Source organism: Methylobacterium cerastii (assembly GCF_022179125.1).
Classification (GTDB): domain Bacteria; phylum Pseudomonadota; class Alphaproteobacteria; order Rhizobiales; family Beijerinckiaceae; genus Methylobacterium; species Methylobacterium cerastii.
This window is the reverse complement of sequence record NZ_BPQG01000053.1, coordinates 63,643-82,093: the sequence shown is the minus strand read 5'-3', so window position 1 is coordinate 82,093 and position 18,451 is coordinate 63,643. Positions and strand designations below refer to the sequence as shown.

The following is an 18,451-nucleotide window of genomic DNA, read 5'->3' as shown; positions in this document are numbered from 1 at the left end:
ACAGGTAGGCCGGCGAATCTGTTGCCGAATTATGACTCGGCCGGCGCGTCTGCCCCGGTTGGCACGCGCTGGCATATCGGTTGCTGCCTGCTCGACGGATTTTCGGCACGGAGACGGCAGCCATGATCGCTCGAACCCTCGTTGCAGCGGCCCTGTCGCTCGGATTTGTCCAGGCCGGCGCGGCGGCCGACCTCGACGCGAAGAAGGCCGCGGTGGAGGCACCCGCCAAGGAGGCGCCGTTCTTCCTCTTCGCCGACACGCAGTTCAGCTATCGCTACCAGTTCCCGACCGTGTCGCCGGGCGTGCAGATCCAGAAGGCCGACGGGAGCTTCCGCAGCCGCGAGGCGCCCAAGCAGATCTACAACATCTCGCATGCCGACGCCTGGGCCTACGGCACGAACTTCTTCTCGCTCGACATCCTGAAGTCGGGCTCGCAGTTCCCGGCCGGCACCACGAACCCGCCCGGCAGCGTCGGCGCGCCGTTCTTCGCCGACTACGGCAACACCGAAGCCTACGGCCTGTATCGCGGCACGCTGAGCCTCAACGCGATCACGAACTCCAAGGCGTTCACGCTGCCCGGCATCGTGAAGGACGTGTCCCTCGCCTTCGGGTTCGACGCCAACTCGCAGAACGACGCGTTCGGCTCGAAGAAGCGCGACGTGGTCGGCGGCCTCAACTTCTCGTTCGACGTGCCGGCCGGCTTCCTCAACCTGTCGGTCCATGCCTACAAGGAGTGGAACCGCAACGGCTTCAACCTGCAGCCCGACCGCGACCAGAGCTTCGACGTCGTGCCGGAATTCGAGCTGGTCTACAATTTCCCCCTCGGCTTCACCAACCTGCCGTTGAGCCTCACCGGCTTCAACAACATCGTTCTGCCCAAGGGCCGCGGCGTTCAGAACACCGCCGACTTCGCCTTCAACCCGAAGCGCGGCCTCGAATTCCTCTCGCGCACCAACCTGGTGCTCGACGTTGGCAAGCTCATCTACGACCAGCCCAACAAGGTCGATGCCTTCATCGGCTTCCAGTACTGGCTGAACAAGTTCGGCAACGTCGAGACGGCGACGTTCAAGGGAACGGAAGAGAAGAGCTTCCTCGCCGGCGTCGCATTCCACATCTTCTGATCGCGGCTGGATCGTCGGTCGAGCGACCGCAACGGAATGGGAGACGGCATGACGGGATCCGACGCGAAGCTCCGGCGCCTGTGGGTCCGCGATCCGCTGGCGATCCTCGCGGAGGGGGCGGCCGGGGGCGTCGTGGTCGAGGGCACCCGCGTCGTCGAGTGCGTGGCGGCCGGCGCCAGGCCGGCCGCGCCGGTGGACGAGACTTTCGACGCGGCGCGGCATGTGGTGATCCCGGGGTTGATCAACACCCACCACCATTTCTTCCAGACGCTGACGCGGGCCCACCCGCTGGCGATCAACAAGCCGCTGTTTCCGTGGCTGAAGGCGCTCTACACGGTCTGGGACAAGATCACCCCCGACGCGTTCCGCCTCGCCACGCGGCTCGCCTACACCGAGCTCCTGCTCTCCGGCTGCACCACGGCGGGGGACCACCACTACCTCTACCCGAAGGGCCTGGAGGATTCCGTCGACGTGCAGGTCGACGAGGCGCAGGCCCTGGGCATCCGCGCCTTCGTCACCCGCGGCTCGATGAGCCTGTCGGTGAAGGACGGCGGCCTGCCGCCCGAGTGCCTGACGCAGGACGACGACACCATCCTCGCCGACAGCGAGCGGGTGCTGAACCTGTTCCACGACCCCAAGCCCGGCGCGATGGTGCGGATCGGGCTGGCGCCGTGCTCGCCCTTCAACGTCACCAAGCGGCTGATGCGCGAGAGCGCGGGCCTCGCCGACCGCTACGATTGCCAGCTCCACACCCATCTCGGCGAGACGCTGGACGAGGACGCCTACTGCCTCGAGATGTTCGGCCAGCGCCCGGTCGACTACCTCGAGGAGGTCGGCTGGATGAGCCCGCGGGCCTGGCTCGCGCACGGCATCCACTTCAACGACGACGAGGTCCGGCGTCTCGGCAAGGCCGGCGTCGGCGTGTGCCACTGCCCGACCTCGAACATGACCCTGGCGTCTGGCCAGTGCCGCACCTGCGAGCTGGAGGCGGCGGGCTCGCCGGTGGGCCTCGGCGTCGACGGCTCGGCCTCGAACGACAGCTCCAACCTGATGGAGGGCGTGCGCCACGCCCTGATGATCAACCGCCTCACCTATGGCGCCGAGCGGGTGACGCATCTCGACGCCCTGCGCTGGGCCACCGAGGGCTCGGCCCGCTGCCTCGGGCGCGACGACATCGGCCGGATCGCGCCGGGCCGCGAGGCGGACCTGGCGCTGTTCACCCTGGACGAGTTGCGCTTCTCCGGCGCGCACGATCCCCTGGCCGCGCTGGTCCTCTGCGGGGCGCACCGCGCCGACCGGGTGATGGTCGCGGGGTCGTGGCGGGTGGTCGACGGCCACCCCGTCGGCATGGACACGAGGAAGCTCCGCGAGGAGCACGGCCGGCTCGCCCTCAGCCTCCTCGGCGACGCCTGATGGCGGGCGTGCCGTCGAACGCCGCCGGGACCGGCGTCGGCATCGGTACGAGCACCGACACCGGCACGACCACCAGCATCGGCACAAGCACAAGCATAAACAGCGGCACAACCACAAACACCGGCACAACCACCAGCACCAACACAGGCATCGGCACCGCGCCGCTCTACGGGGCCTACGGCGTCGTCAAGCGCTTCGGCGACTTCACCGCCAACGACGGCGTCGACCTCGAGATCCGGGCCGGCGAGATCCACGCGCTGCTCGGCGAGAACGGCGCCGGCAAGTCGACCCTGATGAAGATCCTCTACGGGCTGCTGGAGCCGACCGAGGGCGTCGTCACCCACCGGGGCGACATCGTGCGGCTGGCGAGCCCCGAGGCGGCCCGCGCCATCGGGATCGGCATGGTGTTCCAGCACTTCTCGCTGTGCGAGAACCTGACGGTGGCCGAGAACATCGCGCTGGTGATGCCCAAGGGCCTGTCGGGCAAGGCGCTGGCCGAGCGGATCGCGGCGCTCGGCGCCACCTACGGGTTGCATCTCGATCCCGGCCGGCCGGTCTGGTCGCTCTCGGCCGGCGAGCGCCAGCGCATCGAGATCGTGCGCTGCCTGCTGCAGGACCCGCGCCTCGTCATCCTCGACGAACCGACCTCGGTGCTGACGCCGGGCGAGGCCGAGCTGCTGTTCTCCGTGCTGGAGCGGCTGCGCGACGAGGGCCGGGCGCTGCTCTACATCTCGCACCGCCTCGACGAGGTGCGCCGGCTCTGCGCCCGCGCCACCATCCTGCGCCACGGGAAGGTCGTCGGCGCCTGCGACCCGCAAGGCGAGAGCGCCCGCTCGCTCGCCGCCCTGATGGTCGGGGCGCAGGTCGGCGCGGTCACCGGCCGCGCCGGCACGGCGCCGGGCCCCGAGCGCCTCGTCCTCGACGGGTTGTCCCTGCCGGCGCCGGGTCTGCACGGGACGGCGTTGCGCGACATCCGCCTGTCGGTCCGCGGCGGCGAGATCCTGGGCGTCGCCGGCATCGCCGGCAACGGGCAGGCGGAGTTCTTCGCCGCCCTCTCCGGGGAGACGACCGCCGCACGACCCGAAACCGTGGTCGTCGACGGCGCCGCCGTCGGGCGGCTCGGCATCAACGCCAGGCGGCGCCGCGGCGCGGCCTTCGTGCCGGAAGAACGCAACGGCCACGCGGCGGCGCCCGAGATGAGCCTGTCGGAGAACGCGGTGCTGTCGCGCCACGCCACCGCGCCGCTCGCGCGCCTCGGCCTGCTCCGGCGCGGGGCGGCGCGCGCGCTGGCGGCCTCGGTGATCGCCGCCTTCGACGTGCGCAAGGCTGGCCCCGACCCCGCCGCCGGGACGCTCTCGGGCGGCAACCTGCAGAAGTTCGTCGTCGGGCGGGAGATCCAGGCGGAGCCCGGCGTGCTGGTGGTCAACCAGCCGACCTGGGGCGTCGACGCCTCGGCCGCCGCCCGCATCCGCCAGGCGCTGATCGACCTCGCCGCCCGCGGCGCCGCGCTCCTGGTGATCAGCCAGGACCTCGACGAGCTGTTCGAGATCGCGAGCCGGGTCGCGGTGCTGCATGCCGGAACGCTCTCGGCCCCGGTGCCCGTCGGCGAGACCACCCGCGAGGCGGTGGGGCTGCTGATGGGCGGATCGGAGGCCGCGCATGTCTAGCGCCGCATCCGTTCGCTCATCCGCGGTCGCCGCGAAGTCGTTCGACGCGCGACGCGGCCCCCACTCCCGTTCGGGAGAGGGTCGGGGTGAGGGGTTCAGGTCTTTCCGGATGGGTCGCACCCCTCACCCTGGCCCTCTCTCGGACGGGCGAGGGGACCCGCGCATCCCCTCGCCCCGCCTGCGGGGAGAGGGCCGCGACGCCCTCGTCGTCGCGGCGAGGCGGCAGCCGACGGTGAGGGGGCTTCGACGGAGAAGCCTCAACCGGCACCACCCCCTCACCGCCGCTTCGGCTTCGCCTGCGCTTCCCGGCTGCACGACAAGGTGCAGCCGGGCCTCTCCCCGCCCGCGGGGAGAGGGGGGTCGCACTGCCCACTCCGAATTCCTGCAAGAATCCTCGGACGCCTGGCTCGTCGATGCGAGCCGGCCGCCGCGCATCCCCTTGCCCCGCCTGCGGGGAGAGGGCCGCGACGACCTCGTCGTCGTCGCGGCGAGGCGGCAGCCGACGGTGAGGGGGCTTCGACGGGTGAGCCTCAACCGGCACCGTCCCCTCACCGCCGCTTCGGCTTCGCCTGCGCTTCCCGGCCGCACGACGCGGTGCAGCCGGGCCTCTCCCCGCGTGCGGGGCGAGGGGGGTCGCACCGTGCACTCCGAATCCCTGGCGGCGATGTCTGGACCCAGCCTCTTTCCGGTCACCCCGAGCCTGCCATGCGCCTCGATCTGAGCCCGCGCGCCCGGCGCTCGGCCGTGCTGTCGGCGCTGTCGCCGGTGATCGCCTTCGCGGGGGCCGTGCTCGTCGGCGGGGTCGCGGTGGCGCTGCTCGGCGTCGCGCCGGGCGCCGCGTTCATGACCTATTTCGTCACTCCCTTAAGCGAGGTCTGGTCGCTGCAGGAGGTGGCGCTGAAGGCCGCCCCGCTGGCGCTCATCGCCACCGGGCTCGCCTTCTGCTTCCGGGCGAACCTATGGAACATCGGCGCCGAGGGCCAGTTCGTGGTCGGCGGCCTGGCCGGGGGCTGGATCGGCGTCGCGACGCAAGGGGCGGAGGGGTTCACCCTTTGGATCCTGCCGGCGATGCTGGCGGCGGGCACGCTCGCGGGCCTCGCCTACGCGATGATCCCGGCGATCCTGAAGGTCCGGCTCGGCGTCTCGGAGATCCTGACCAGCCTGATGCTGGTCTACGTCGCCGAATTGCTGCTCGACTACATGGCCCGCGGCCCCCTGCGCGATCCGGCCGGCTTCAACTTTCCGCAGAGCGTGCCGTTCGATCCGGCGGCACGGTTGCCCTACCTGATGGAGGGCGACACGCTGCATGCCGGGGTGCTAGTCGCGCTGCTGGCCGTGGTCGTCGCGACCGTGGTGCTCGCCCGCACCCTGTTCGGCTTCGAGGTCCGCGTCGTCGGCGCGGCGCCGCGGGCCGCGCGGTTCGCCGGCTTCAGCGATGCGCGGCTGACGCTCGCCGCCTTCGCGATCTCCGGCGCGGCGGCGGGGCTCGCCGGCATCGTCGAGGTCGCGGGCCGGATCGGCCAGCTCCAGCCGACGATCTCGCCGGGCTACGGCTTCACCGCGATCATCGTCGCCTTCCTCGGGCGGCTGTCGCCGCCGGGCATACTGGTCGCCGCCGGGGTGATCGCGCTGACCACGATCGGCGGCGAGGCGGCGCAGATCGACCTGAAGCTGCCGCTCGACCTCACCCGCGCGTTCCAGGGGCTGCTGCTCGCCTTCGTGCTCGGGGCCGACGTGCTCGCCCGCTACCGCATCCGGCTCGTGCCGGGCGGTCCGCGGCGGACCGCGTGATGGACCGTCTCTCGAAGCCCGTGCCCGCACTGCGCCTTCCGTCCCCCCGCTGCGGGCTGGGCGATCGCAGAGGGCGATGTGCCCTTCGGAAACCCGCCGGCAGCACCGCGTCATCCCGGGGCCGCGTAGCGGAGACCGGGATCCAGAACCGCAGGTCGCGCCGGACTTGGCACCGTCGGCGGCTCTGCATTCCGGGCTCGCCTGCGGCGCCCCGGAATGACGGCGCGGTGCCGTCTGCCATCGTCCTCCCCCGCTCCAGGGGGAGGGCGGCGCGCCGAGCGGGACGCGTGTCGCACCCCCGCACGGTGGCAACAGGAGTCCGGCGATGAGTCTCGACATCGTCCAGATGGTGCTCGTCACCGTGCTGACGGCGGCGACGCCGCTGATCCTGGCCGCGGTCGGCGAGCTGGTGGCCGAGCGCTCCGGCGTGCTCAACCTCGGCACCGAGGGGATGATGGTGCTCGGCGCCGCCGCCGGCTTCGCGGTGGCCACCGAGACGAACTCGACGCTTCTCGGCGCCCTCGGCGGGGCCGGCGCCGGGCTCGCGCTGTCGGCGCTGTTCGCGGTGCTCACGGTCGGGTTGGCGGCCAACCAGGTGGCGTCGGGCCTCGCCCTGACGATCCTCGGCCTCGGGCTCTCGGGCCTCGTCGGCACCGGCTATGTCGGGATGAAGCGCGATCCGGCGCCGCATCTGCACGTGGCGGGCCTGAGCGACCTGCCGGTCGTCGGCGACCTGCTGTTCTCGCAGGACGCCTTCGTCTACGCCGCGATCCTGCTGGTGCTCGGGGTGTGGTGGTTCCTCGGCCGGACCCGCGCCGGGCTGGTGCTGCGCGCCATCGGCGACGACCACACCGCGACGCACGCGCTCGGGCTGCCGGTGCGCCGGGTCCGGGTGCTGGCCGTGCTGTTCGGCGGCGCCTGCGCCGGGCTCGCCGGGGCTTACCTGTCGCTGGCCTACACGCCGTTCTGGTCGCCGGGCATGACCGCCGGGCGCGGCTGGATCGCGCTGGCGCTCGTGGTCTTCGCCTCGTGGCGCCCCTTGCGCGTGGCGGCCGGCGCGCTGCTGTTCGGCGGCGCGACGGTGCTGCAGCTCCATGCCCAGGCCGCGGGCCTGGGCCTGCCGGGGCAGGCGCTGTCGGCGCTGCCCTACCTCGCGACGATCCTGGCCCTGGTCTTGCTGTCCCTCGGGCGGCGCCAGGGCGGCTCGCTGGCGCCCGCCGCCCTGGGCCGCGAATTCACGCCACACCGCTGAAGGCGGGGGCCATCGTAGGGGTAACGACCTTGGGGATACCGACGACCATGCGGACGATCACGCGGACGATCACTGCCGCCATCCTTGCGGCCCTCCTGCTCGCACCCGCCGCGCAGGCCGACGACAAGCTCAAGGTCGGCTTCGTCTACGTCGGCCCGGTGGCCGATTACGGCTATTCCTACCAGCACGACCTCAGCCGCAAGGCGCTCGAGGCGGCGATGCCCGGTAAGGTCGAGACCACCTATCTCGAGAGCGTGCCGGAGGCCGACAGCGAGCGCTCGATCGAGAAGCTGGCGCGCTCGGGCGCCAAGCTGATCTTCACCACCTCGTTCGGCTTCATGGAGCCGACCCTGAAGGTCGCCAAGAAGTTCCCGAACGTGAAGTTCGAGCACGCCACCGGCTACAAGCGCAGCGCCAACGTCTCGACCTACTCGGCCCGCTTCTACGAGGGTCGCTACGTCTGCGGGAAGATCGCCGGAACGCTCTCGAAGTCCGGCACCGTCGGCTACATCGCCTCGTTCCCGATCCCCGAGGTGGTGAGCGGCATCAACGCCTTCATGCTCGGCGCGCAATCGGTGAACCCGAACATCAAGCTCAAGATCGTCTGGGTGAACACCTGGTTCGATCCGGGCAAGGAGGCGGAGGCGGCCAAGGCCCTGCTGGCGCAAGGGGCCGACATCCTGACCCAGCACACCGATTCCGCGGCCCCGCTGCAGGAGGCCGAGAAGGCCGGCAAGCTCGCCTTCGGCCAATCCTCCGACCAGGCCCGCTTCGCCCCGAAGGCGCAGCTGACCGCCATCACCGACGACTGGGACGGCTACGTGATCAGCGAGGCCAAGGCGGTGCTCGACGGGAGCTGGAAGAGCCACGACACCTGGGGCGGCATCAAGGACGGCATGGTCGTGCTCGCGCCCTTCGCCAACATGCCCGACAGCGTGAAGGCGATGGCCGAGGCGACCAAGGCCGACATCGCATCGGGCAAGCTCCACCCCTTCGCCGGCCCGGTGACGAAGCAGGACGGCACGGTGGCCGTGAAGGCGGGCGAGAGCGCGCCCGACACGATGATTTTGGGCATGAACTGGTACGTGAAGGGCGTCGACGACAAGCTGCCGCAATAGGCGGCGGCTCTTCCCTCCCCCCTCTCCGGGGGGGGGGAGATGTGGGTCATGCCTTGAGGCCGGCGGTCCTCATCGGCGGCGTTACGCGCCTCAATAGCGCGGCGGTGGCGGCATCCGTTCGCCTGACGACGGCGTGTCGCCCTCGATCCCGCCCGTGCGCGGCGGCACGGGCACCGCGTCGCCGTCGCGGACGGCGTTCATTTCGTTGCGGGGGCCGGCGAGTCCTTCGGTGCCGCCCGGCGCCGTCGCCGGGTCGCTCCCCGCCGGGGCGCCCGTCGATTGGGCGAAGGCGGGTCCACTGAAGGCGGCGAGGGTCAGGGCGGTGAGCAGGACGCGGCGCATCGTCGGGGGTCTCCGTGGTCGAAGGGAAGTGGACGGCGGCTCAGCGTCGATGGCGATGGCGGCGCATCCGGCGCCGGCCGTAGGCGTCGCCGCTGCGGATCGCCTCCATCCGGTTGGCCGGCCCGGCCCGACCGATCGCGCCGCCGGGCGCCGTCGCGGCCTCGCGCCCGGCCGGGGCGCCGACGGACTGCGCGGACGCGGCGCCCGCGAGCCCGCAGCCGAGGCAGAGCGAGAGGATCAGGACGCGGGTCGAACGCAGCATGGGAGAATTCCTCGTCTGTCTGCGCCGTCAACGCGCGAGGGCCGCGCCGGTGCGCAGCCGGGAGGACGAATTTGGTAGACCCGTCAGCTGCCGCGATAGGTCTGGTAGCTCCACGGCGTCGCCACCAGCGGCACGTGATAGTGCCCCTCCGGGTCCGAGACGCCGAAGCGCAGCGGCACGACGTCGAGGAAGGGCGGCTCGGCGAGCGCGAGGCCCTGGCGCCGGTGGTGATCGCCGAGCGCGAAGCGCAGCTCGTAGACCGCGATCGGCACCGGGCGCCCGGCCACGAGCGGCGCGTCGGTGCGTCCGTCGGCGTTCGTCACCGCCCGCGCCACCAGGGCCGTCTCGGTCTCCGACACCACCTCGTGCAGGCTCACCGCGACGCCTTCCGCCGGCCGCCCGCTGACGGTGTCGAGCACGTGCGTCGAGATCCGGCCCGTGGTCCTGAGCGGTCCGTCGCCGGAGACCAGCGCGTTCAGGCGGATCGCGGCGATGCGGAACACTTCGGCTTCCGCCGTCCGCCGCTCCGTCGCGGCGTCGGATTCGAGGCGCGCGGCGAAGGCGGAGAGCAGCGAGGCCCGACCGTGCCGCCTGACGCACAGGATGAAGGGCAGCCCGAATTTGTCCTGGTAGGCCGCGTTGAGCGCCGCGAAGCGCGCGACTTCCGCATCCGACATCCGGTCGAGGCCGGCCGCGGCCTGCTCGGCCACCGAATCGGGGGCCATGGTGCCGTCCCGCGCGGCCCGTCCGGCGAGCTCGGGATGGCCCGCCAGCAGCGCGAGGCGGGTCGTGTCGGAGGCCGTCTCCACGGCGCCGCGCATGGCGGCATGCAACGCCGCGACGCTGGCGAAAGGCCGCGCGCCGGCCGCCTCTCGCGCCACCCAGGATGCGTGCTCGAACACCCCGCCGAGGGCCGCCACGAAGTCGGCCTCTTGCATCGTGTTCAGGTCGGCCAGGGGGATCGTCATCGGGCCTCGCGCGCATCGGGTCTTCCGGGCCGACGGTAGCAGGCAACGGGCCACGCGGTGCGATCGGCGGCCGCAGAGGCGCTGGCTCGGCCCTGGCACATGGCTTGCGCGGGAAAAAGTCCTGCGGCCGGACCGATCCGGCGGCCCCCGGAGCGTTCGCCGATGTCGAGCACCGCCCACCCGGATGTCCTGCCCGCGAGCGGACCGGTGCCGCTCGCGCCCGCCGTCGCGCCGGTCGCCCGGGTCGGCGCCCTGGCGCTCGCGCTGCTGGGCCTCCAGCACGTGCTGGTGATGTATGCCGGCGCCGTCGCCGTGCCGTTGATCGTCGGGCGCGCCCTCAAGCTGGCGCCGGAGCAGGTGGCGATGCTGGTGAGCGCCGACCTGTTCGCGGGCGGCCTCGCCACGCTGGTGCAGAGCTGGGGCCTGCCCGGTGTCGGCATCCGCATGCCGGTGATGATGGGCGTCACCTTCGCCGCCGTGACGCCGATGATCGCCATGGGCGCGAGCCCCGAGATCGGGCTCACCGGCATCTACGGCGCGGTGATCGCCGCCGGGCTGTTCGCGTTCCTGGTGGCGCCGCTCGTCGGGCGGCTGCTGCCGCTGTTCCCGCCGGTGGTCACCGGCACGATCATCCTCGTCATCGGCATCTCGCTGATGCGGGTGGGCGTGAACTGGGCGGCGGGCGGCGTCGGCAACCCGAACTACGGCGCGCCGGTCTTCCTCGGCATCAGCGCCTTCGTGCTGTGCGTGATCCTGGCGATCACCCGCTACGGCACCGGCTTCGTCGCCTCCGCGTCGGTACTGGTCGGCATCGTCGTCGGCACGCTGGTGGCGGGCGCCTTCGGGCTGGTCGACCTCTCGCACGTGGCGACCGCCGGCTGGTTCGACGTGGTGCGGCCCTTCGCCTTCGGGTGGCCGACCTTCGATCCGGTCTCGGTGGTGACGTTGTGCATCGTCATGGTCGTGGTGATGATCGAGTCGACCGGCATGTTCCTGGCGCTCGCCGAGATCTGCGCCGACCCGGTCGACGAGGCGCGCCTGACCAAGGGCCTGCGCGCCGACGGGCTCGGCACGATGATCGGCGGGGTGTTCAACACCTTCCCCTACACGTCGTTCTCGCAGAACATCGGCCTCGTCGGCGTCACCGGCGTGCGCACCCGCTACGTCGCGGTGGTCGGCGGCGTCATCATGCTCGGGCTCGGGTTGATCCCGAAGCTCGCGGCCCTGGTCGAGGCGGTGCCGCAATGCGTGCTCGGCGGCGCCGGCCTCGTGATGTTCGGCATGGTCGGCGCCACCGGCGCGCGCATCCTCGGCGCGGTCGACTTCGCGCGCAACCGCAACAACCTGTTCATCGTCGCCGTCTCGGTCGGCTTCGGGATGATCCCCCTGGTGGCGCCGAACTTCTTCAAGCAGATGCCGCACGCGCTGCACCCGCTGCTCGAATCCGGCATCCTGCTCTGCGCGATCGCCGCGGTGGCGCTGAACCTGTTCTTCAACGGGCTCGGCAGCACCGCCGACGCCCGCGACGCCGCCCTGCGCCAGGCCGCCGCCGCCGAGCACTGACGCGTCCAGACCCGAACCGGAGACCACCATGCCGCTCACCGCCTCGACCTACGGCAAGGGCCGCGTCCGGGTCATGCGGTTGACCCGCGCGGGCGACCACCACACCCCGCGCGAGCTCACCCTCACCGTGCTGATGAAGGGCGCCTTCGACGCCGCCTGGACGGCGGGCGACAACCGCGCCTGCGTCGCCACCGACAGCGTCAAGAACATCGTCAACGTCACCGCGGCCAAGAACCTGTCCCTCGACAAGGAGGGCTTCGTCGAGGCGGTCGCCGCCGTGTTCCTCGAGACCTACCCGCAGATCGAGGAGGTCACGATCGAGGGGCAGGAGACGCGCTGGCTCCGGCACGCCATCGGGCCCGAGCCGCACGGCCACACCTTCACGCTCGACGGCAACGGCACCGGATTCGTCCGGCTCGTGGCGAGCCGCGGTGCGAGGGTGCTGCAATCGGGCCTGCGCGACTTCACCTTCATGAAGACCACGCAATCGGGCTGGTCCGACTTCGTCGACGACGGCTACCGCACCCTGCCCGACACCACCGACCGCATCGCCGCCACCGCCATGGACGCGACCTGGACCTGGACGCGGGCGCCGGCCGACTACGCCACCGCCAACGCCGAAATCCTCGCGCGGCTGCTCGCGGTGTTCGGCACCACCTACAGCTTCGGCGTGCAGGACAGCATGTACCGGATGGGCGAGGCGGCCCTGGCCGCGATCCCGGAGATCGCCGAGATCGGCTTCGCGATGCCGAACAAGCATTACATCCCGATCAACCTCGCGCCGTTCGGCCTGGAGAACGCCAACGCGGTGTTCCTGCCCACCGACGAGCCGCACGGACAGATCGTGGCGACGATCGCCCGAGGGTAGAATTCCGCGCGTCGGGTGCCGAACCGCACGCTCTGGGAAAGAGGCGTGCCAAGTGCCGAATCTGCGGGCATGCGGCACTGCATCATCGGTTAAGACCCTGATTGGGAACGGATTTTTCGGCTATCTTCGTTGCCGCCGACCCACCGCGAGGCGCCCGCCCGCGGTATTGGCGAAAAATACGACCAAAACTTCAGCATTCGCAGCCCTTTCCAAAGGCAGCTCTGGTGAAAATCTAGGATCGATAAGATCGGCCGCCGTGGGCGGCCGACCGGACTCGAACCTCGGACGCCTCCCATGACCGCACGCCTGATCCTCGGCACCGCCCTCGGCCTCGCCCTCTCCACCACCGCCTTCGCGCAGAGCTTCACCGCCCCCGCCGGCATCCCGGCCGCCCTCGCGCCCGGCGGCCTCGAAGGCCGTGCCGCCGTCCCGAACGCTCTCGACGCCGCCGGCCACGCCCCGCGCGGCTACGGGCGCGACGTCTACGGCGCCGACGACGGCCTCGTCACCGGATCGCTGCGCGACGCCCGCGACGCGCGGGCCTATCGCGGCCGCTAAGGTCGGCCTCGAACGCCGCCGCGACCTTTGCCGAAAAGAGTCGCAGCGGCAGGACTGATTTTGAGCGACGAGGCCGATCCGATCGCGGGTCGCGCTCAGCCGCCGCGACGGCGGCGATGCCGAAAATCTCGGCTTCGCCGGTGTTGCGGCCAAGCCTAGACTTCGCCCCGCAATCGGGACGGAGCAGGCGGCCTTGGCAGATCACGCGGCAGACCATTCGCTTTCGCGCAGGCATCTCCTCGGGGGCGCCGCCGCCCTCGCGCTGGCGCCGCTGTCCCGGGCTCGCGCGGCCGGCACGCTCACCGCCGGCTTCATCTATGTCGGGCCGAAGGACGATTACGGCTACAACCAGGCCCACGCTCTCGCCGCCAAGGCCTTGAAGGGCATGCCCGGGCTCGAGGTCACGGAGGAGGAGCGCGTCCCCGAGACCAACGCCGTCGAGAAGACCATGGAGAGCATGATCGCCCTCGACGGGGCGAGCCTCCTGCTCCCGACCTCGTTCGGCTATTACAGCCCCTACATGGTCGCCGAGGCGAAGAAGAACCCCAAAATCCAGTTCCGCCATTGCGGCGGGCTGTGGACCGACAAGGACCCGAAGAACGCCGGCTCCTACTTCGGCTACATCGCGCAGGGGCAGTATCTCAACGGGATCGTGGCCGGCCACGCCACCAAGTCGAAGAAGGTCGGCTTCGTCGCCGCCAAGCCGATCCCGCAGGTCCTGAACAACATCAACGCCTTCCTGCTCGGTGCGCAGAGCGTCGACCCTTCGATCACCTGCCAGGTGATCTTCACCGGCGAGTGGTCGCTCGCGGTCAAGGAGGCCGAGGCCACCAACGCGCTGATCGACGGCGGCGCCGACGTCATCACCTGCCACGTCGACAGCCCGAAGGTGACGGTGGAGACCGCCGCGCGCCGGGGCGCCTTCGTCTGCGGCTACCACGTCGACCAGTCGCCGCTGGCGCCGCAGAAGTACCTCACCGGGGCCGAGTGGAACTGGCTGCCGATCTACAAGGGCTTCGTCGAGGCGATGCAGGCCGGGAAGGTGCCGGAGAACTTCGTCCGCGGCGGCCTCGCCGACGGCTACGTCAAGATGAGCCCCTACGGCCCCGGCGTGAGCGATGCGGCGCGAAAGAACGCGGACGCGGTCAAGGCCGAGATGATGAAGGGCGGCTACCAGATCATCAAAGGCCCGCTCAAGGACAATGCCGGCAAGGAGATCCTCGCCGCCGGCCAGGGCTACCCCGAGAAGGCGCCCGAGCTGGAAAGTACGAACTACCTCGTCGCGGGCGTGAAGGGCTCGGTCTGAGGGATCGTTTCCCGCGCCCGCGGAGGCGACACGATTCACACCTCGCCGCGTCTGGCGGTTCGCTTTGCGCGCATCCCCTTTCCCGCGCGGGGAGAGGGCTTTGCCGACCTCGTCGTCGGAAAAGCGAGGCGGCAGCCGACGGTGAGGGGGCCGAGCCGAAGGAGGCTCCTCCGTCGGCACCCCCCTCACCTCCGCTTCGGCTTCGCCTTTCGCTCCCCGGCTGCACGACGGGGTGCCGCCGGGCCTCTTCCCGCCCGCGGGGAGAGGGGGGGACCCGCGCGTGATCCGATGCCGTGACGAAATCGGCGAGGTGGGTAGCCCCTGCGTGAGAGGAAGCGGACGGCCTTCGATCCGACGGGGTCGGAGAAGCTGGCACGCTTCCTGCCGCAGGGTTTGCGGGATCGTGGAACCGAAGGACGGTGCGGGATGGTCGCGGACGCCGCTGTGGCACCGGTCGAGGTGATCGAGGGCCCTTCCCGGGGCCTCCAGGTCCGCGCCTGGCTGGCGCGGCGCTCGGAGGCGTTCCTGATCCCGGTCGGCGCGGCGCTCGCCGGCTTCGTGCTGTTCGGCCTGTTCCTGGCGGCGCTCGGCAAGTCGCCGCTCCAGTTCGTCGACATCGTCTATCGCGGCGGCTTCGGCTCGCCCTTCGCCCTCGGCAACAGCCTGCAGCGCGCCGCGCCCCTGCTGTTCGCCGCGCTCTGCGTCGCGCTGCCCGCCCGCCTCGGGCTCGTGGTGATCGGCGGGGAGGGGGCGATCGTGCTCGGCGGCCTCGGCGCGGCGGCGGCGGCCCAGCCGCTGGCCGCGTTGCCGCCCGCGCTCGCGATTCCGCTGATGGCGCTCGCCGCCGCCCTCGTCGGCGCGGTCTGGATCGGGGCCGTCGGCTTCCTTCAGGCCTATCGCGGCGTCAACGCCACCATCGCGAGCCTGCTCCTGTCCTATATCGCCATCGCGCTGTCCAACCACCTGATCGAAGGCTGGCTGCGCGATCCGGCGAGCCTCAACAAGCCCTCGACGTTGCCCGTCGGCGACGCCTTCATGCTGGCGCCGATGCCGGGGATCGGGGTGCATTGGGGCCTCGGGGTCGGCGTCCTGTCCTGCCTCGTCGCCTACGTGCTGATGGACCGCACGACGCTGGGCTTCGCCGCGCGGATCGCCGGCGGGAACGTGCGCGCGGCCCAGATCCAGGGCCTGCCGGTCGGGCGCCTGATCGTCGGCTTCACCGCGCTCGGTGGCGCCTTCGCGGCGTTGGCCGGGTTCTTCGAGGTGGTCGCGGTGCAGGGGACCGCCAACGGGACGCTGGCGGCCGGCTACGGCTACACCGGCATCCTCGTCGCGTTCCTCGCCCGCCAGAACCCGATCGCGATCATGCCGGTCGCGTTCCTGCTCGGTGGGATCGAGGCGTCGAGCGGGCTGATCCAGCGCCGGATGCAGCTGCCCGACGCCACCGTGCTGGTGCTCGAAGGGCTGCTGTTCCTCGTGGTGCTGGCCAGCGAGACGCTCTACGGGCGCCTGCACCTGTTCAGCCCGCACCTGTGGGCGACCAAGCGCGCGGTCGCCGCCCTGCCGGCGGGGGCGCCGGCATGACCACGGCGGGGAGCATGCGATGAACGGCGACCTCGGGCTCTGGAGCGTCCTGATCGCGGTGGTCGGCGGCGCGATCCGCGTCTCGACGCCGTTCCTGTTCGTCAGCCTCGGCGAGACCATCACCGAGCGCTCGGGGCGGATCAACCTCGGGCTTGAAGGCACCCTCGTGTTCGGCGCCATGTCGGCCTACGCCACCGCCGTGCTCACCGGCTCGCCCTGGGCCGGCGTCGCGGTGGCCGGCCTGGCCGGCGGCGCCTTCGGGCTGCTGCACGGGTTCGTCTGCCGCCTACCGCGGGTCAACGACGTGGCGGTCGGCATCGCGCTGATGCTGTTCGGCACCGGGCTGGCCTTCTTCTTCGGCAAGGCCTTCATCCAGCCCTCCGCCCCGCCGCTGCCGGCGATCCCGTTCGGGTTCTGGTCGGACGTGCCGCAGATCCAGGCGGCGTTGCGCGTCAACGTGCTGTTCCTGGCGGGCGCCGCGCTCTCCGTGTTCCTGTGGTGGGCGTTCCGCAACACCAAGGCCGGGCTGATCGTGCGCGTCGTCGGCGACAGCGCCGACGCGGCGCGCGCCATGGGCTACGACGTCGACCGCGTGCGCCTCTACGCGACGGCCGCCGGCGGCGTGCTCGCCGGGATCGGCGGCGCCTACCTGTCGTTGTACTATCCGGGCTCGTGGAACGAGGGGATCTCGTCGGGCCAGGGGCTGATGGCGGTGGCGCTCGTCATCTTCGCCCGCTGGAACCCGCTCGCGTGCTTCGCCGCCGCCCTGCTGTTCGGCGGCGCCGGGGCGCTCGGCCCGGCGCTGCAATCGGTCGGCGTCACGCAGGGCTACTACCTGTACTACGCAGCCCCCTACGTCCTCACGCTCGCCCTGCTGATCGCCACCTCGTCGCCCGACCGGGCGCTGACCGGCGCGCCGGGCGAGCTCTCCCTCTCGAAATAGGGTTTCTCATGAATGGTCTCGGCGGCCTGAACAAATCCCCGAACGGCGTCGTCCTCGGCCTGGTGCAGCTCAAGCTGCCGCGGATCGAGACGCCGGCCGACCTGGCGGCGCAGACCGACCGGATCGTCGCGATGGTGGCCAAGGCGCGGGCGAACCTCGCGACGATGGACCTCGTGGTGTTCCCCGAATACGCACTCCACGGCCTCTCGATGGACACGCGGCCCGAGCTGATGTGCCGGATGGACGGGCCGGAGGTGGCAGCCTTCCGCAAGGCCTGCGTCGACAACCGGATCTGGGGTTGCTTCTCCATCATGGAGTTCAACCCGCACGGCGCGCCCTACAACACCGGCCTGGTCGTCGACGATACCGGCGCGGTGAAGCTGTACTACCGCAAGATGCACCCCTGGGTGCCGGTGGAGCCGTGGGAGCCGGGCGACCTCGGCATCCCGGTGATCGACGGTCCGAAGGGCGCCAAGCTCGCGCTGATCATCTGCCACGACGGCATGTTCCCGGAGATGGCGCGCGAATGCGCCTACAAGGGCGCCGAGATCATGATCCGCACGGCCGGCTACACCGCGCCGATCCGCGAATCCTGGCGCTTCACCAACCAGTCGAACGCCTTCTGCAACCTGATGGTCACCGCCAACGTCTGCCTGTGCGGCTCGGACGGCACCTTCGACTCGATGGGCGAGGGCATGGTCTGCAACTTCGACGGGGCGATCCTCGCCCACGGCACCACCGGCCGCGTCGACGAGATCATCACCGCGGAGGTCCGGCCCGACCTCGTGCGCGAGGCCCGCATCCACTGGGGCGTCGAGAACAACATCTACCAGCTCGGCCACCGCGGCTACACGGCGGTGAAGGGCGGCGCGCAGGATTGCCCCTACACCTACATGCACGACCTCGCGGCCGGCCGGTACAGGGTGCCCTGGGAGGACCAGGTCCGGACCGTGGACGGCACCGCCTGCGGCTTCCCCGCGCCGACCCGCTCCTACGGCGCCGGGCAGACGAGCCCGAACGCATCCGCCGCGCGGGAGGCGGCCGAGTGAGGGCCTCAGCCCTTCTTCAGCGCCGCCATCATCTCGCGGCGCAGGATCGCGTTGATGCGCGTCTGGTAGCCCCGCCCGGGCGCGCGCAGCCACGCCAGCACGTCGGCATCGATCCGCACCGTCGTGGAGGTCTTCACCGGCCGGTAGAACGGGTTGCGCACGGCGTTCGCCCAGAACGCCTCGGTCAGGGGCGGGATGTCGCCGTCGTCGATCGCCTCGTCCGGCATCGCCGCGCGTGCCTTAAGCTCCGTCTTCTGCGTCTCGGTGAGGGGCGGCGGGTTGGCGAGGTCGATCTCGTAGCTAACAAGCTTCGTCTTCATAGCTTCGCCTTTCCGAACGATCGGCCTTGCGGGCGGAGATGATGCGGACGACCTCGATCTCCTCGCCGGCTTCGGTCGCCTCACGGATCGTGTGGACGACGACGAGCACCCGGATCGCGTCCGCCATCCCGACGATCCGCCACCGCAGCTCCCGATCTTCGATCCGATCCGCCGAGGTGATCGCGAACGGGTCCGTGAAGACGCGCGCTGCCGTCTCGAACCGCACCCCATGCCTGCGCAGCTTGGACGCGGCCTTGTCGGGATCCCATTCGAAGCGCGTCGTCACGTCGAAATTGTCACGACAAAGCGGTTCGGCAAGCCAGTGC

General features: G+C 71.2%; 18 protein-coding genes. 13 read left to right on the top strand and 5 right to left on the bottom strand.

Annotated elements, in window-relative coordinates:
- Nucleotides 1-122: 122 nt before the first annotated feature.
- From MFF13_RS17850 to MFF13_RS17825, 6 genes are all read left to right on the top strand, one after another.
- The gene (locus tag MFF13_RS17850) at nt 123-1,121 is read left to right on the top strand and encodes a hypothetical protein (RefSeq protein WP_147763509.1); all 999 of its coding nucleotides are present in this window, start codon (nt 123-125) and stop codon (nt 1,119-1,121) included.
- A gap of 48 nt (nt 1,122-1,169) precedes the next feature.
- Nucleotides 1,170-2,534: an 8-oxoguanine deaminase gene (locus MFF13_RS17845; protein ID WP_147763510.1), complete on the top strand. Its 1,365-nt coding sequence runs from the start codon at nt 1,170-1,172 to the stop codon at nt 2,532-2,534.
- Nucleotides 2,534-4,201, top strand: coding sequence for an ABC transporter ATP-binding protein (locus tag MFF13_RS17840; protein WP_187273706.1), 1,668 nt, complete (start codon nt 2,534-2,536; stop codon nt 4,199-4,201). The genes MFF13_RS17845 and MFF13_RS17840 overlap by 1 nt, the downstream gene beginning before the upstream one ends.
- 705 nt (nt 4,202-4,906) lie before the next feature.
- Nucleotides 4,907-5,992: an ABC transporter permease gene (locus MFF13_RS17835; protein WP_147763512.1), complete on the top strand. Its 1,086-nt coding sequence runs from the start codon at nt 4,907-4,909 to the stop codon at nt 5,990-5,992.
- A gap of 325 nt (nt 5,993-6,317) precedes the next feature.
- On the top strand, nt 6,318-7,244 hold the full coding sequence (locus MFF13_RS17830) for an ABC transporter permease (protein ID WP_147815570.1): 927 nt from the start codon (nt 6,318-6,320) through the stop codon (nt 7,242-7,244).
- A gap of 47 nt (nt 7,245-7,291) precedes the next feature.
- A complete protein-coding gene (locus MFF13_RS17825) occupies nt 7,292-8,362 on the top strand; it encodes a BMP family ABC transporter substrate-binding protein (RefSeq protein WP_147763514.1) in 1,071 nt (356 codons plus the stop codon).
- A gap of 90 nt (nt 8,363-8,452) precedes the next feature.
- Here MFF13_RS17825 and MFF13_RS17820 read toward each other — a convergent pair whose 3' ends face one another.
- From MFF13_RS17820 to uraD, 3 genes are all read right to left on the bottom strand, one after another.
- A complete protein-coding gene (locus MFF13_RS17820; RefSeq protein WP_147763515.1) occupies nt 8,453-8,704 on the bottom strand; it encodes a hypothetical protein in 252 nt (83 codons plus the stop codon).
- A 40-nt stretch (nt 8,705-8,744) separates the two neighbouring features.
- Nucleotides 8,745-8,966, bottom strand: a complete 222-nt coding sequence (locus tag MFF13_RS17815; protein ID WP_147763516.1) for a hypothetical protein — start codon at nt 8,964-8,966, stop codon at nt 8,745-8,747.
- A gap of 83 nt (nt 8,967-9,049) precedes the next feature.
- Entirely contained in the window at nt 9,050-9,934 is an 885-nt protein-coding gene (gene uraD / locus MFF13_RS17810) for a 2-oxo-4-hydroxy-4-carboxy-5-ureidoimidazoline decarboxylase (RefSeq protein WP_147763517.1), read from the bottom strand.
- Nucleotides 9,935-10,096: 162 nt separating this feature from the next.
- On the opposite strand from uraD, the gene MFF13_RS17805 reads away from it, so the two are divergent.
- The 7 genes from MFF13_RS17805 (at nt 10,097) to MFF13_RS17775 (ending at nt 17,805) form a co-directional block, all read left to right on the top strand.
- Nucleotides 10,097-11,497 (top strand): nucleobase:cation symporter-2 family protein, encoded by a 1,401-nt coding sequence (locus tag MFF13_RS17805; protein ID WP_147763518.1) that lies wholly within the window; start codon nt 10,097-10,099, stop codon nt 11,495-11,497.
- A 28-nt stretch (nt 11,498-11,525) separates the two neighbouring features.
- Nucleotides 11,526-12,365 (top strand): factor-independent urate hydroxylase, encoded by an 840-nt coding sequence (gene pucL / locus MFF13_RS17800; RefSeq protein WP_147763519.1) that lies wholly within the window; start codon nt 11,526-11,528, stop codon nt 12,363-12,365.
- A gap of 294 nt (nt 12,366-12,659) precedes the next feature.
- Complete coding sequence (locus MFF13_RS17795) at nt 12,660-12,923, top strand: hypothetical protein (RefSeq protein ID WP_187275275.1); 264 nt, start codon at nt 12,660-12,662, stop codon at nt 12,921-12,923.
- 193 nt (nt 12,924-13,116) lie between these two features.
- Entirely contained in the window at nt 13,117-14,229 is a 1,113-nt protein-coding gene (locus MFF13_RS17790) for a BMP family ABC transporter substrate-binding protein (RefSeq protein WP_147763520.1), read from the top strand.
- Nucleotides 14,230-14,655: 426 nt separating this feature from the next.
- Nucleotides 14,656-15,813, top strand: coding sequence for an ABC transporter permease (locus MFF13_RS17785; RefSeq protein ID WP_147763521.1), 1,158 nt, complete (start codon nt 14,656-14,658; stop codon nt 15,811-15,813).
- 19 nt (nt 15,814-15,832) lie between these two features.
- Nucleotides 15,833-16,756, top strand: coding sequence for an ABC transporter permease (locus tag MFF13_RS17780; protein WP_147763522.1), 924 nt, complete (start codon nt 15,833-15,835; stop codon nt 16,754-16,756).
- An 8-nt stretch (nt 16,757-16,764) separates the two neighbouring features.
- Nucleotides 16,765-17,805: a formamidase gene (locus MFF13_RS17775; protein WP_147763523.1), complete on the top strand. Its 1,041-nt coding sequence runs from the start codon at nt 16,765-16,767 to the stop codon at nt 17,803-17,805.
- 5 nt (nt 17,806-17,810) lie between these two features.
- On the opposite strand, the gene MFF13_RS17770 is transcribed toward MFF13_RS17775, so the two are convergent.
- Both MFF13_RS17770 and MFF13_RS17765 read right to left on the bottom strand, forming a co-directional pair.
- Nucleotides 17,811-18,125, bottom strand: coding sequence for a BrnA antitoxin family protein (locus MFF13_RS17770; protein ID WP_147763524.1), 315 nt, complete (start codon nt 18,123-18,125; stop codon nt 17,811-17,813).
- The gene (locus MFF13_RS17765) at nt 18,106-18,411 is read right to left on the bottom strand and encodes a BrnT family toxin (protein WP_147763525.1); all 306 of its coding nucleotides are present in this window, start codon (nt 18,409-18,411) and stop codon (nt 18,106-18,108) included. Before MFF13_RS17765 ends, MFF13_RS17770 begins: the two co-directional genes overlap by 20 nt.
- Nucleotides 18,412-18,451 lie beyond the last annotated feature (40 nt).

Coding starts and splice junctions, on each gene's coding strand:
- MFF13_RS17850 (WP_147763509.1), top strand. CDS start 123: ATGATCGCTCGAACCCTCGTTGCAGCGGCCCTGTCGCTCGGATTTGTC.
- MFF13_RS17780 (WP_147763522.1), top strand. CDS start 15,833: ATGAACGGCGACCTCGGGCTCTGGAGCGTCCTGATCGCGGTGGTCGGC.
- MFF13_RS17830 (WP_147815570.1), top strand. CDS start 6,318: ATGAGTCTCGACATCGTCCAGATGGTGCTCGTCACCGTGCTGACGGCG.
- uraD (WP_147763517.1), bottom strand. CDS start 9,934: ATGACGATCCCCCTGGCCGACCTGAACACGATGCAAGAGGCCGACTTC.
- MFF13_RS17795 (WP_187275275.1), top strand. CDS start 12,660: ATGACCGCACGCCTGATCCTCGGCACCGCCCTCGGCCTCGCCCTCTCC.
- MFF13_RS17815 (WP_147763516.1), bottom strand. CDS start 8,966: ATGCTGCGTTCGACCCGCGTCCTGATCCTCTCGCTCTGCCTCGGCTGC.
- MFF13_RS17820 (WP_147763515.1), bottom strand. CDS start 8,704: ATGCGCCGCGTCCTGCTCACCGCCCTGACCCTCGCCGCCTTCAGTGGA.
- MFF13_RS17785 (WP_147763521.1), top strand. CDS start 14,656: ATGGTCGCGGACGCCGCTGTGGCACCGGTCGAGGTGATCGAGGGCCCT.
- MFF13_RS17775 (WP_147763523.1), top strand. CDS start 16,765: ATGAATGGTCTCGGCGGCCTGAACAAATCCCCGAACGGCGTCGTCCTC.
- MFF13_RS17835 (WP_147763512.1), top strand. CDS start 4,907: ATGCGCCTCGATCTGAGCCCGCGCGCCCGGCGCTCGGCCGTGCTGTCG.
- MFF13_RS17840 (WP_187273706.1), top strand. CDS start 2,534: ATGGCGGGCGTGCCGTCGAACGCCGCCGGGACCGGCGTCGGCATCGGT.
- pucL (WP_147763519.1), top strand. CDS start 11,526: ATGCCGCTCACCGCCTCGACCTACGGCAAGGGCCGCGTCCGGGTCATG.
- MFF13_RS17770 (WP_147763524.1), bottom strand. CDS start 18,125: ATGAAGACGAAGCTTGTTAGCTACGAGATCGACCTCGCCAACCCGCCG.
- MFF13_RS17845 (WP_147763510.1), top strand. CDS start 1,170: ATGACGGGATCCGACGCGAAGCTCCGGCGCCTGTGGGTCCGCGATCCG.
- MFF13_RS17825 (WP_147763514.1), top strand. CDS start 7,292: ATGCGGACGATCACGCGGACGATCACTGCCGCCATCCTTGCGGCCCTC.
- MFF13_RS17805 (WP_147763518.1), top strand. CDS start 10,097: ATGTCGAGCACCGCCCACCCGGATGTCCTGCCCGCGAGCGGACCGGTG.